General features: G+C 41.1%; 15 protein-coding genes. 7 read left to right on the top strand and 8 right to left on the bottom strand.

Annotated features, from left to right (window positions below):
- Positions 1-260 precede the first annotated feature (260 nt).
- From PSF42_RS04350 to PSF42_RS04320, 7 genes are all read left to right on the top strand, one after another.
- Positions 261-1,061 (top strand): MrpH family fimbial adhesin, encoded by an 801-nt coding sequence (locus PSF42_RS04350; protein ID WP_272679511.1) that lies wholly within the window; start codon positions 261-263, stop codon positions 1,059-1,061.
- Between the two features lie 19 nt (positions 1,062-1,080).
- Positions 1,081-2,451 carry an O-antigen ligase family protein gene (locus PSF42_RS04345; RefSeq protein ID WP_272679510.1) on the top strand — a complete coding sequence of 457 codons (1,371 nt, stop codon included), beginning with the start codon at positions 1,081-1,083 and terminating at the stop codon, positions 2,449-2,451.
- Positions 2,452-2,575: 124 nt separating this feature from the next.
- Positions 2,576-2,839 carry a helix-turn-helix domain-containing protein gene (locus PSF42_RS04340; protein WP_125892043.1) on the top strand — a complete coding sequence of 88 codons (264 nt, stop codon included), beginning with the start codon at positions 2,576-2,578 and terminating at the stop codon, positions 2,837-2,839.
- 152 nt (positions 2,840-2,991) lie between these two features.
- Positions 2,992-3,549: a LemA family protein gene (locus PSF42_RS04335; RefSeq protein WP_272679509.1), complete on the top strand. Its 558-nt coding sequence runs from the start codon at positions 2,992-2,994 to the stop codon at positions 3,547-3,549.
- 23 nt (positions 3,550-3,572) lie between these two features.
- Positions 3,573-4,619 (top strand): hypothetical protein, encoded by a 1,047-nt coding sequence (locus PSF42_RS04330; RefSeq protein WP_272679508.1) that lies wholly within the window; start codon positions 3,573-3,575, stop codon positions 4,617-4,619.
- Position 4,620: 1 nt separating this feature from the next.
- Positions 4,621-5,163, top strand: a complete 543-nt coding sequence (locus tag PSF42_RS04325) for a LemA family protein (RefSeq protein ID WP_213912920.1) — start codon at positions 4,621-4,623, stop codon at positions 5,161-5,163.
- Positions 5,160-5,552, top strand: coding sequence for a hypothetical protein (locus tag PSF42_RS04320; protein ID WP_213912921.1), 393 nt, complete (start codon positions 5,160-5,162; stop codon positions 5,550-5,552). Before PSF42_RS04325 ends, PSF42_RS04320 begins: the two co-directional genes overlap by 4 nt.
- A 17-nt stretch (positions 5,553-5,569) precedes the next feature.
- Here PSF42_RS04320 and PSF42_RS04315 read toward each other — a convergent pair whose 3' ends face one another.
- The 8 genes from PSF42_RS04315 to PSF42_RS04280 form a co-directional block, all read right to left on the bottom strand.
- Complete coding sequence (locus PSF42_RS04315) at positions 5,570-6,793, bottom strand: RhtX/FptX family siderophore transporter (RefSeq protein WP_272679507.1); 1,224 nt, start codon at positions 6,791-6,793, stop codon at positions 5,570-5,572.
- Positions 6,771-8,210 carry a PepSY-associated TM helix domain-containing protein gene (locus PSF42_RS04310; protein ID WP_272679506.1) on the bottom strand — a complete coding sequence of 480 codons (1,440 nt, stop codon included), beginning with the start codon at positions 8,208-8,210 and terminating at the stop codon, positions 6,771-6,773. Before PSF42_RS04310 ends, PSF42_RS04315 begins: the two co-directional genes overlap by 23 nt.
- The gene (locus PSF42_RS04305) at positions 8,207-8,458 is read right to left on the bottom strand and encodes a hypothetical protein (RefSeq protein WP_125892030.1); all 252 of its coding nucleotides are present in this window, start codon (positions 8,456-8,458) and stop codon (positions 8,207-8,209) included. Before PSF42_RS04305 ends, PSF42_RS04310 begins: the two co-directional genes overlap by 4 nt.
- Entirely contained in the window at positions 8,458-10,596 is a 2,139-nt protein-coding gene (locus PSF42_RS04300; RefSeq protein WP_213912924.1) for a TonB-dependent siderophore receptor, read from the bottom strand. The genes PSF42_RS04305 and PSF42_RS04300 overlap by 1 nt, the downstream gene beginning before the upstream one ends.
- Positions 10,597-10,703: 107 nt before the next feature.
- Positions 10,704-11,573 carry a helix-turn-helix transcriptional regulator gene (locus tag PSF42_RS04295; protein WP_102139521.1) on the bottom strand — a complete coding sequence of 290 codons (870 nt, stop codon included), beginning with the start codon at positions 11,571-11,573 and terminating at the stop codon, positions 10,704-10,706.
- A gap of 97 nt (positions 11,574-11,670) precedes the next feature.
- A complete protein-coding gene (locus tag PSF42_RS04290; RefSeq protein WP_125892026.1) occupies positions 11,671-12,852 on the bottom strand; it encodes a cyanate transporter in 1,182 nt (393 codons plus the stop codon).
- On the bottom strand, positions 12,849-13,316 hold the full coding sequence (locus PSF42_RS04285) for a nucleoside deaminase (protein ID WP_125892024.1): 468 nt from the start codon (positions 13,314-13,316) through the stop codon (positions 12,849-12,851). The genes PSF42_RS04290 and PSF42_RS04285 overlap by 4 nt, the downstream gene beginning before the upstream one ends.
- Positions 13,316-13,648, bottom strand: coding sequence for an ankyrin repeat domain-containing protein (locus PSF42_RS04280; protein WP_336313766.1), 333 nt, complete (start codon positions 13,646-13,648; stop codon positions 13,316-13,318). The genes PSF42_RS04285 and PSF42_RS04280 overlap by 1 nt, the downstream gene beginning before the upstream one ends.
- Between the last annotated feature and the right edge of the window lies 1 nt (position 13,649).

Genomic DNA, 13,649 nt, shown 5'->3' with positions numbered 1-13,649 from the left:
CTATTCTTGTTGCTAATCGTACTGTTCCTGTCGCTATTAAGTTATAGCGTAAGCTCACACGCCTTCTTAGGTCCAAGTCGCTATGCTCCATATGGAGGGGTACCTATACGATAGATATAATACCAGCTAACCCAGTAGTCGCAGATGAGCCCATAATAAGTAGTACGGGTGAGAAACTATATTTAATCGCGCCCCCTAATCAAGAAGGCATTATCGTTGATAGAAACAGCGCTCAACCATCAGGTTCATTAGAGTGTAGAGTGAATTATTTACAAGGTTGGTGGAGCTCCGGTATTGCTGCTGAGTATGCTTTTCATCGTATTTTTCCTTATAAACCAGAAGCTGGGTTTACCATAAAAGGTCTAACTGCATATCGTATCAATAATAGCACCTTTTTTACTCTCCACTCCGAAAAAGGTCTTACCCAAGGTTGGCAAAACATTGAAGCTCTTGCATGCTCTGGTAAACACAGTAGTGATACTCATGCAACTTCATTGTTTACGACTCAATTTCCTTTTGAGTTACGCATTTATGTAAAGGAGCTACCATTAAATGGCAAAATTGTTATTCCATCGGGGATGTTCGCTGGCTATACCCGTATGTTCCAAGACCCTGGGGTTCCTGACGTAAATGTTCCTGCAGATTTAGCGAGCATAAGGTTAAATCTCGCCCCTGCAACAATTTTTTATTCATCAAACTGTAAAGCGAACATCGATAATTTGAACATCAATCATCATCAATTAGATTCTCAGGAATTTGATAGTAAAGTAACCAGTACTGCCACATATCAATGTGAGCGCGCACAATCTGTAAAAGTCAGATTTAGCTTGGATTATGTTACTGATAATGACCCACAAAAAAGAGTCCCTCTAAAATCAGGTAAAAATACAATTTATTCAGAACTCTCTCTGTATGACCCACAAAGTAATCAGAGAGGAAAAAAGATTGAAACAACAATTGAGAAAATTAAACACATTCAAATTGAGAGTCACCTTTCAGGTACCAATGCTGAACCTGGTAAATATATAGGAAGTGCTTGGTTAATAGCAAACTACTTATAGTTTAACTAATGATATAAACATGATAATTCTCTCCCGTGCAATTTTTATCGCTATATTTATTATTTGGCTCCTTGCCAGCCTTATTTATATCGATAGTTTAGGTAGTTTGAGACAATCGCTGCCTCAGAATATTATTAGCTGGTTAGTTATCAGCTTAATAATATCCATTATTGCACTTACCGTTTTTTATCATAAAATAAAAATCATCATTACATTACCGGCTATTTGTTATTGTTTATCACTGATTATTTTAATAATTGAACTCACCACACAGAAAGGGAAAAATAGTGACATTGATTTTTGGTACTGGTCTGGAATAACAATCGGGGTATTATTATATATCTCAGGATTACAAGTGAGAAAAACATGGTTTATTCAATCATTTTGTGTTTACTGCTATATAATAATCAATGTAGTCCAAGTATTTATTACTGCGTATCAATATATATTTGAAGCCGATATTTTTTATCTTGCCTCTGGTATGCGGTCAAATGGGCTATCACAACAAGTCAATATATTATCAGTCAATATGGCCACTGCGTGTTTGTTATCTTTGATGACACTGGTTTTGTCTCAATTTTCTTTATCATCTGAAAGGCATGAAAAAATAAGGGCCGTTTTAATTGGAGTCTGTATTCTACTGTTTACACTGGCTTTAGTGGTATTACAGTCTATCATTGTATGGCTAAGCTTTGCCGTATGCGCATTTATTTTTATTTGCCTTTTTTATAAAAAAAACCAAGTCAGAACTAGTGCTAGTTACTTTATTATTGCCATTGCAGTATTTATTGGTATTTACTTAATAAAATTATGTCCTCAATACATCGCTGTTGATGTAATTAACCAATTTCACTTAAAACAAATGCTACGTTTTTCCATAACCTTATTTTTAGAAAAACCTTATGACGCATGGGAACAATCATTTTTATTTGAAGATAACGATGCAAGGACAGCAATTCCATTTCTAAGCCCTAAAATGTATATTGTCCCACACCCTCACAATGACATTTTACTCTGGGTAATGAGTGGCGGATATATCAACTTATTATTTATGTCTTTATTATTAACAGGGGGGATTTATGTCATATTTCAATCTTTTATAAAATATAAAACAAATGGTAATGGTTATCCTCTAGCACTAATATTATCAATAACACCAGTAATTATTTATAGTAATCTTGAATACCCTTTTTTACTGTCAGTATTACATTGGGGAATTATTATTTTATTCTTATCTTTTTCTGATGCCGCATTTGCATTAGAAAACCAAAAAATACTTTATATTAACAAGCAACTATCATCTATTTTAAGCCTAATTACATTTATTTTTGGAGCGGGTATTTTCATCATTGGACTATTTTTATTTAATGGAGAAAAACCTTTCTATTAAAAATAACATTAACAAAACTTAATAACTAAAATATCTAACCTTACTATTTTAGTTAAAAAAGTAAAGATAGAACCATATAAAAATTATTAGCACTAACCTAGTGCATATATATCAGGACAAAATCATGAGAATATATCAAACTGAAATTTCAAATAGCTACATTGGTTTTCAACTTCGCAAACGTCGCCTACAAATGGGATGGACGGCTCATACGCTAGGCCAAAAATCAGGGTTAAGCCAACAACAAATCTCCCGTTATGAACGCGGCACGCAGAATTTTACGATCCATCGACTCTGTATATTTGCCAATGTATTGCAGTGTGACCTAGATTATTTCCTCGAACAAAATGTCTATGGTAACCAATCATTTGCAGATATAAATCTTTAAGCACTATTCAAGAGTATGATCTGATCTTGCCATTAAACAAGATCAGATTTTCTTTATTCTAACCTAACTTTCATTCTTTTCTGATTGCATAAGCCACAAGGCTCTTATATTTTTAATTCAAGCTACATATCATGGAGTTAAAAGGCACCCAAATGACCATCACACTTATTGTTGTATTTATTTTGCTATTATTGGCCGTAGGCTGGGGGGTCTCTATTTATAACCGCCTAATCAACGCCCGTAATCAAGTCAGCAACCAATTTGCTAATATTGATGTTATTTTAAAGCAGCGTGCAGACCAAATCCCACAACTCGTTACCATTACAGAAAAAGCAATGGAACATGAGAAAGCATTATTTACCTCATTAAGTGATGCACGCCAACGCTATTTTAATGCCCAAAATATGAATGAAAAAATTGCGGCATCAAATGAAATGAACCGTGCACTCAGCAATCTTGTTGCCATTGCAGAAAACTACCCTACGTTGATCTCTGGAGAGCAATTCACACAGCTGCAAATCGCCTTAAGTGAAGTTGAAAATAAAATTGCTCAACGACGTGAAAGCTTTAATGATGCAACAACAGAGTACAATACCGCGATACAAATGTTTCCAGATAGCCTGATTGCGAATGCCTTTCGTTTTACAGCTCTGTCATTACTTGATATTTCTGAAGATGAGAAAAAATATCAAGGTGTCCAATTTAAATGATGTCAGTGTAAAGGTACGAATACATGAATATGTATTTTTTGCTCGGGGCCGCCATTGGGGCTTTAATTTTATTTATCGATAACAAATTTTCGATAAATAAAAAAGTAAATTGGGGTATCATCCCGTTTATTAGTGTTGCTTGCGGAATGTGGTACTCACTCTCTCCTTCTACAGGCGACTATGCCAGTATTATTTATTACATCATTATACTCGTTATCACCTTTTTTATTACCCGCAATGTCGTCAGAGCGAGCAAAGCTGGCTATCAGCGTTATCAACGCTTACAAAATGAAGGCTCATCAAAGTTTAGTGCGTTTCTTAAAACCCTTATAGGTATGCTGATCGCCACTTGCCTATTTGCTGGGTTCTTTATCGACATGCGGGTATTTTTTATCGCATTTGTCTTAGCCTTCGTATTTAAAGCAATTGAAAATACACCAACCAGGCGCTTCTTAAAATTCCAGAAAAACCTAGCCACTTCCAAAATACGTTCAATGGCAATGGGGCTTGTGGAAGTTGAAGGAAAAATCACGGCAGGCACTGTCATTAAAAGCCAACTAGGTAATAAAACCTGCTATGGCTCGTTTTATTTTGAATATTCAATATCAAAAGATAAAGATGGTAAAAAAAGCTATACCTTACAAAATAGTCAATGCAACATGCACAGCTTTACTCTAACGGATGATACAGGCTCTGTTAAAGTAGAATGTGACCCTGATTATTTCGTTTACCCGGGCTTAGAGCCTCATATGGATGTTGAAAGCGGTAACCGCCGTTACAAAGAGTATTTACTTGAACCAAATCGCAGTTATTTATTAATTGGTACAGCAGACGCTAACGAAAAAGGCGAGTCGATTATTATACGTAAAGCACCTCATATGCTATTAGGTGTCTCCCCCTCAGACTATGTTGTTCGTTGGAACAAAACAGGTCCATTACGTCGAAATATCGCCATTACCGCCATGATTGCGCTTTTGCTGATTGGTGTCATTCTAGTGACCCCAATGGATTACCAAAATGGTCAGCTCAATATGCATTTCGACCAAATTGCATTATTTGGTGATGACTAACATGGAAAAGCTTATTTTTTTCATCATTATCGCTGTTATTGGCTATGTTTTTATACGCTATTTTATTAATATTTATAATAATATTATATTTTTAAAAAATAATTGCCATAAGGCATTCGCGAATATTGATGTGTTATTAAAGAAGCAAGTTGAATTAGTTCCTGTATTAACCCAAGTTGCAGATAAAGCGATGGCACATGAAAAGCAGCTATTTAGTGAATTAATGGCAAGCCGCCAGCGCTATTTATCGAGCACCGCGATTGAAACCAAAGTCGATACCGCAAACCAGTACCCATCAAAAATAAAGCCACTGATTGCTGTCGCTGAAAAATATCCAACACTAATCAGTAAAGCGGTGTTAATGGAATTACAAACCCAAGTAAAACATATTGAAGACCAAATTGCAGACCGGCGTGAGTTTTTCAACCAAACCGTCACACTCTACAATACGGATATTCATGTTTTCCCCAATCTTATTTTTGCCAGATTATTTCGTTTTAAAGATATCCCCCTACTATTTAGTAAACAGGAGCGCTTACAATGATAAGTATCCCTTTTTCTTGGTTTGGTTTCACGGATTGGCTCATTGAGCAAGAGGCTGGGCTGATTATTATGTTTGCAACATTTGGTACGCTACTGTTAACTTTTGTTGTGCTTACCATCCTCAATATAGTCGGGTTAAAAAAGTACTCGCTCTATATTGCTGGCGCGTTATTGTGCTCCATTTTCATAAGCATGATGGTCATGATCCCACTATTGCTCCTTTTCAGTATTGAAAATTCGATTAAGCTGCAACTTGTCTGGGTTGTCATTGTTGCCAGTTGCCTAATTGTATTTTTAAGCAACCGACATTATTTAGATATCTACTTCAATTCCATTGAAAAGAAAGCGAATAAAGAAATAAAAAAACAAAATAAGAAACGTAAAAAATAGCACCGGATCTATTTATATTAAACTCGCTCTGTTTCTAATCGCTGCATATAGCGGTAATGTGAAAATGTCACTAGCAACGCAATAAAGGCAATTAACGCCCCTAATATAAACCCGCCTGAATAGCCTACCGCTGCAGTTAAACCAACAAGCATCATTGAACTGACTAACTCTCCAATGTCCCGTGTGCTTTGTACCGCGGTCATGTCCGTTCCCGCTTGCTGATAGCGCGATGCAAATTGCATCCCCGCTGTCATTATCGCGACTGAGGTGCCCCCCGCAGATAACGAGCCAAATGTAATACACAGTGCAACTAAAGAAATAGAAACACCATTAACGGATTGCAACAACCATAACAGTGAAGATAACAAAGCAAATAATAGACCAAATGAGAAAGCACGCCACACACCGATTTTACCGATTAACCACGCCCCACCACCGCAACCAAGGATCAACGTTACCATTCCTCCAGCCATACCCATTTTACCAATCTGCGCTAATGACCAACCCGCATCATTTAGGAATAATTTGGCTAAACCAAAACCGGAAACCGCCGTCACCGCAGAAAGTAAGGTTAATAACAGTAAACGAGGAGCACCGCGGCGTTTAACCGTTTTTAATAGGCTCGCTTTCTCGTTCATTTCCTGCGTTATTGATGGCGTTTTCAATGGGCACACACTCACAAACACTAAACTGAGTAAAGGCACACAAGCTAAAACCCCCAAGGCAAGGTGCTGACCCAAACTTTCACTCATGATCATCAATCCTGCACCACCAACAAAAAAGCCTGCCATCACCCCAGCTATCTGGACCGCATTAATTTTTGATAACATTGTGCCACTGACCTGCTCCGCAGCCATGCCATCTGTTGCAATATCTTGGGTAGCACTGGCAAGTGAAGCGACAAACAACAAGACTATGCAGGGTAAAGCATTTGCAACTGACAACCCGATGGTACTTAACGCAAACATCGTTACCGTAACAATAATTTGCATTGGGATAATCCAACTTTTACGGCGACCTAAACGTTTTCCCCAATGGTTATCAACAAACGAAGCCCATAAAAATTTCACCACCCATGGCAAGCCAACCAATGGTAAAAAAGCTAATGCTTTCAGTTCTCCTCCGTCATGGCGTAAAAAGGTAGGCAATGCATCCATTGCTATCCCCATCGGTATCCCTTGCGCAAGATAAAGTAACCCCAACGTCACCACTAACTGTTTATTTTGTAATAGATCTTTCATACTCACTCCGTGCACGCTTTGCTGTGCATGACAATTTTCGACAACCGAATAAAATAAATAGGAGCCCTAACCCGCCACATAACAAAACGAGATTGATACGAGAAAAAGGTAACGAGCCAAACAAATAAGAGGCGATAAATGCGAATAGCAACAAAATGGCAGAGAGAAAAAGGGATACCATTAAGCTAAGCTGGGCATTTTTACACAGTAAGCTCGCGATACATGCAATCCCCCAAACCATAAAAAAGTGTATTGGCAGTAAAGCAGTGAACCATGGCATTACGGCTAACAGCACACATGTGGACAGCAGCAACCCACCGCAACAGCCCACAATGAACCTTGCGGCTAGGCTATGCATTCTTTTCCAGCACCACATGGCGAGGCCAACAGAAACCAATATCAGCCCACTCATTCCTGCGATAAAATGCAGGTAACTCAATGTGTTACTAATTTTAGGTAGCCATTGGTATTGCCCATAATGCAAAGGTTGGATAGCAATAAAGGCACGTGTCCAAATCCCTTGCTGTGCAGAATCCCGCACGGCAACTAACTGGCGATGTTTACTATCAAATTGATATTGCTCGAAGTTAGAGGTCGATAACTGCCCATTACGCACACCGCCAATTACCCACGTATCACCTTGTTTGAACAAGGTTTGAGGTAGAAAACTAGGGACTGTTTGCTGTAGTGTACTGACTGCTGCGATGATTGAGCTTTCAGCCACGGGTACGGGTGTTGTTAGTGGCTCAAACTCCCCCATCAGGGCTTTCATGATAATGTGTGGATTATCCGGTGCCGCCCTTTCACCAAGGGAAACGGTTCCGAGTGCGCCTAGCCCCGATAATGCTCCGGTAAACGCAAATAAAACTAACCACGGATAACACCATAGTCCAAGCCAGCTATGTAAATCATGGAGCCACACTTTCAAGTGTGTGGTCCGTGGCAAGTGCAACATTGTGGTTATTCGACGACGTTGTATCACTAGCCCTGTAATTAATAAGACAACTAATGCAAAACCAAATAAACTGATAAAAATTCGCCCTGGAAAACTCATAAACACGTTTTTATGTAATGTGACTAACCACATTGTCGGGCTGTCTAATACAACCAATTCACCGTTAATCGCGCTATAGCTAAGTTCGCATCTCCCCATACTTTGGCAGAAAGTGATCACTGGGTTGTGCTGTTCTGGCAATTGGATCATGGTTGCACTTGGTTGCAACGCAAGGAGCTGTTCGAGTGGTAATAACTCACCTGAAAGTGGCACTTGGTTCCACCATAGCCTCAGTGCGTCACTGCCTAAGCTCCAGCACCCGGTGAAAAAGATCACAAACAGAAAAACGCCAAATAGCGCCCCTGCGCTGCGATGTAATTGGTCTAAACGACGAACTAGAGAAGGCGGATGCTTATGCTTCATATCCATCCACCCATCATTAAAAATAATGGCAATGGCCACCAGCTATAACTTCGCACTAATATTTGCCGCCAATCTGATGCACTGAGGCTATAAACCAATAACCCCATCGTGGTGATAACACTTAAAAATATCGCACCATATAAGCGTTCGAGCGGATCTGCTGATGGATAAAAACGTGCTATCAACATCGATAGCACGATCCCACTAAACAGAGTGCCAATAACGGCTAGGCAACTCACTAATTTCATTAGAAATCAGCCTTCAACGTAAACATCACATTACGTGGGTCACCATAGCGGTTATTCCATTGAGGAGAGAACAACCCTGAGTAATAACGACGGTCGAATAAGTTATTGACGTTAACCGCTGCTGTCCATGTTTCATCGATTTGGTAACCTAAACGCGCATTGAAAATCGCGTAACCACCTTGGCGTAAGGTCACTTTGCCATTGCTGGTACTATAGGCACTCTGTGCTTGCATGCCACCACCAAGGCTCCATTTGCGCTCATCCCAAGGTAAATCATAATTCGACCAAACACGCAGCATATGTCTAGGCGTCAATGTGTTATAGGACTCTCCCTTGTTCTGGCTGTCATCACGGTATTTAGTATCGGTATAGGTATAACCCACAGACAGATCCCAGAAAGGTGTTAGATAACCAATCCCTTCCAATTCAAAGCCTTGGCTACGTACTTTACCGCCGCTGATAAAGTAATTATTAAAGCCGCCGGTCGGATGTTCTGGGTCGATTTGAGGGTTATTTTTAATATCGATTTGGTAGACGGCTCCAGACAGATTTAACCCACCATTGAGTAGTGATCCTTTGATCCCCGTTTCCAGCGTTTGCCCTTCAACGGGTTTGAGCATTTTGCCACTCCATGTTTTACCCGTTTGTGGCTGATAAACGGTAGAGTAGCTGTTATACCAAGACCATTCTGGTGAGAAATCCCAAATCACACCACCATAAGGCGTAATACGGCCATTTTCTGTGAATTTTGCCGATGGCGTTTTCACATCCCACCAGCTATCACGAGCCCCAACAATCACAGTCACAGGTTCAATGACTTTAATTCGGCCCATACCATATACGCCTTTTTGTGTTGTCTTGGTCGCGCCAGCAGAGCTATATGCACCAATATTCGGCTTTGGTACACTATGAGGATCCCAACGATACACATTCACAGGCACATTTAAGGCGGGGTCTAAATCTGCGCTATATTGCTTTTCACTGGCATGTGAGTAACTTGCACCGACAACTACATCATGAGTTAACCCCCACGCGTCCACTTTGCCGTTTAAACTGGTATCTACACTGGTTTGTTCATTACGGAATTTATAGGCGCCGCCCATTAGCATCGCCCCATCCCCCGTGACTGGGTCGATATTTCCCCATGCACCTGCATACAGTAATCGGGCATTCACATGTTGATATTCTGCGTTAAGCTTATATTGCCAATCATCATTGATTTTATGTTCAATACCCGCAAATGAACGAGAGGTGTCCCACTTGAAACGATCCCAATCCACATCTAAATAGGTTTTACGTGGCAGATGTAAATCACTGCCATCTTTACCAAAAGGCACGCCCGCCATATTGGTAACAGAATCAATGGTTTGAAATTGTGCGCCCATACGTAGCAAGGTGTCAGGGGTAATATCGATATCGACCGTACCGTACATCAAACGGGTTTGTTGGTCAGACACATCGTAAAAATAATCTTTATCTTCCCACGCCATGACAAACCGCCCACGCACCGAACCAGATTGATTCAGCAGCCCGCCAACATCCACTTCTCCGCGATAACGATCCCAACTTCCGGCACTTAAACTCAACTTGGCCATATTTTCTTTTGGTGCATGTTTTCGCACCATATTGACAGTTGCCGCTGGGTTTCCCATACCATGCAATAGGCCATTCGAGCCCCGCAGAATTTCAACCCGCTCGTATACCGCCATATCTTGAGGGGAACTCGCCATATTCCCTAATAACGCAGGCACTCCATCAATTTCGAATGAGTCAATCTGGAAGCCACGCACATAATAAGCGGTTGTTAATTTCACATAAGGTGCACTGGTGACCCCTGTTGCACGTTGCATGACATCATCAAGGGTTTGTAGGTTTTGCTTTTCAATTTGCTCTCTATCGATCACGCTAACAGACTGTGCTACTTCTCGCGGCTTAAGGGCAATTTTCCCAAGCGTTGTTACACCGGGTGCAACATAGTCATCATCAATCTCTGAGGATGCTGTCACTTGTATAACATCCTGTTTCGGTTGTACTAACTCAGTGTTTGCTTGTACAGACCAACTCACTGTTGCACACAAAAGGGCGCAAGGTGTTAAGCGGAATATTCCGCGTGACTTAATGTTATAAACGGACAGCATTTCCCACCCTAAAAAGTTAAATGATAATTGTTATCAATTTAGCAATTAATGTAATGGGTTACTTTCGACTGCCGGAATTTGTCTATCGTTATCCGGCTCGTCGATGATTATTTTTTGAGTTGATTCGGGGAGATACCAAAGCGTTTGCGAAATGCAACAGAGAAATGAGCGGGGGTATAACCGACTTGGTAAGCTACAGTTGAGATATTCGCATCATTCATACTCAGCAGTTGAAAAGCCGTTTCTAAGCGGTACTCCTGCAGCCAACCATAAATGCTGTTACCGAATAATTGACGGAAACCTTGTGTAAGTTTACGGGTATTGATCCCTAACCGCTTAGCCAGTTCATCTAAACTGGGCGGAGATTCTATTTCCTGAATCAATATAGTTTTTGCCATATGCAGGCTATCAATATCTCTCTGCCGTAGTGTACCCATAACCGCCGAATTCGCACTAGATAATGAATGATGTAAGCATAATGCCGTAATTTCAGACACTTTAGCGCTTAAATAGAGCTGACGTAATGACGAATGAGTTGGGCAAGCAAATAATTGATGCGTGATTGCTAATATATTGGGAGGAATAACCAACTGTAATAGTTTTGGGGAATTTGGGTGATAACACGTATCTGGTAAACTTAATTGCTGCGCATCCAACCATTCAGGAGAAATATCTATCATGGTGTATTTCATGGTTTGTTGGCCATAAAATTGATTATTCAATAGATAATTTTTCTGGCTACCCGATAAAATCAAAGAAGGCGAATTCACTTCAACATTTTGTCCAGCACTACTACGGCACCCCATAGCCCCTTGATGAATAGCCACAATTTTTAGCCCAGCGGCTTGCTCTTCTTCAATACCTAAATCACGGTTAATCAGAAACTCACCGCGACGGATCCGAATAAACTCACCAACAGAGTGCTCTTCTCGGGCTGAATGCGCTTGAGTGAATTTATCTTCGATACGCTGCTGCATAAAGGCTCTTACCTAGACAAATAAATAAACAGTATAGTGACAAAAAAACGCCAAGATAACAATAATTATCATTCGCAACAAACAAAGGGGAGATTAATCAGTTTAAATTGAAGATTTGACTGTAGCTTTTAGGGTTCAAACGCAAATAAAGAATCAATGTTACTAATACAAAGGCCACATGCATTGCCCACACCCATGTAAAGCTCTGGCTCAATTGTTGTATCCACGCAGCACATAGTGGCCCAAAAGCGGCAATAATGAATCCCCCTGCCTGCATCAACGAAGTCAATGCCCCTGCACTAATCGGGTGAGGTAGATGGTCCAAAGCGGTAATAATACTTAATGCAAAGCAGCCGCCTAGCCCCATGCCTAATAACGCAACCCATAAAAGTGGCGCATCGCTGGCAAATAACATCAGCCCAGAAAAGCCAAGAGCTTGGCAACTGAGTGTGACAATCAACCAAAAGCGACGGTCAATATTATGCGAAGCAAATACGGGGATCATGAGTGCAGATAACGCCTGAAATACCGTTAATATGGCAACAAACGAACCACTTTGTGCAGCACTCATTCCCTGTTCTTGGAAAAAAGGTGCCAGCCACGTCACCACGGTACCATACCCTGCATTAATCAGACCAAAACCAGCCATCAACAACCATGCTCTCGGCTTGCGTAAGAACGTCAACACTGAGACCCGATCCGCTTTCGAACGCCGATCCGTATGTATATTCGCCCAAATAGCCAACAGCGCCAACAAAGCAGGGAAAGCAAGCCACGCTAAGGCACTCTGCCAATGACCTGTCATTTCTTCAACCAAAGGCGTAAGCTGTGCACCAATAGCGCCTCCTGCCATTAATGTGGCTGAATATAGCCCAGTCATCATCGCCATTTTTTTGGGGAAATTTGCTTTGATCAGCCCAGGAAAGACCGACTGAATATAAGCCGCTCCCACACCACATAAAAAAGCGGTTAATAATAAAGCGGCACCATCAACAACAAAGTAACGAGCAAATGAGCCGACTAGCAATAATAGCATTGCGGCACTGATACCTGCTCGCTCACCTATACGCTGGTTTAGCATTGGTACAACCAATGCACCCACCCCCATCAATAACATGGGTAACAATGTTAAAAGCGAAATACTTTGATAACTCATCCCTGTCGTTTGAATGATATTGTCAATGACAGGCCCAGGCCCTGTCATAAAGGGGCGTAAGTTCAACCCGACTAGGACAATGGTCAGTATCAACGCCAGTGAAGATGGTGCTGTTTTACTCATTGAGATTGCCGTTCCCACCACTGTTGGTACAGGATACTGCGCGTTTCATCTTTGGGTTTTAATTGCTCAAACCGTAAACCTGATTGCTGCTCAGGAGCGACCCTCAGCGCTTTTGCAATGGCATCTGTAGAAAGCCCAAAAGGTGCGGCATCATCATTTGAATAAGCGTAGACGACCCGCGAAATACCCGCCATTCGCATCGCGGCTAAGCACATCGGGCAAGGTTGCCCACTTGCATAAACCACACAGTCATCCAATTTCACGCGGCTCAATTTTTGCCCTGCTTGACGCAATGCCATCAGCTCCGCATGGGCGGTTGGGTCATTAAGCTCAAGCATTTGGTTGACGCCACTTGCAACCACTTGCCCATCACAGACAACTATTGCACCAAAAGGCCGTCCGCCAGCTTGCACATTGTCCATCGCTAAGTTGATAGCTTGTTGTAAAAATTGCGTATCCGACATTATTTCGCTCCTGAACGCTCAAGAATTTCGATTAAATTACGGTAACCTTTACTTTTCGCCAGCGTCAACGGTGATATCCCTGAACCATCCGCTAAATTGACATCTGCGCCACCTTTAATTAATTCAGTGACAATTTGTGCGTACTTATCGCTACCATCACCTAAAATAATTGCCTCAATCAGTGCAGTCCAACCCAACCGATTAACGTGATCCACATCAACACCCGCATCAATCAAGGTTTTGACTGTCGTTACATGTCCGCGTTCTGCCGCAGGGATCAACGCAGTTCCCCCGTAGCGGTTAGTACTTTTTAAATCAGCCCCATTTTTCAGG

The sequence above is a fragment of the Providencia sp. PROV032 genome, from assembly GCF_028484875.1.
Lineage (GTDB): Bacteria > Pseudomonadota > Gammaproteobacteria > Enterobacterales > Enterobacteriaceae > Providencia > Providencia rettgeri_E.
Note: the sequence above shows the minus strand (reverse complement) of the source record. Positions and strands in the feature narration are given on the sequence as shown.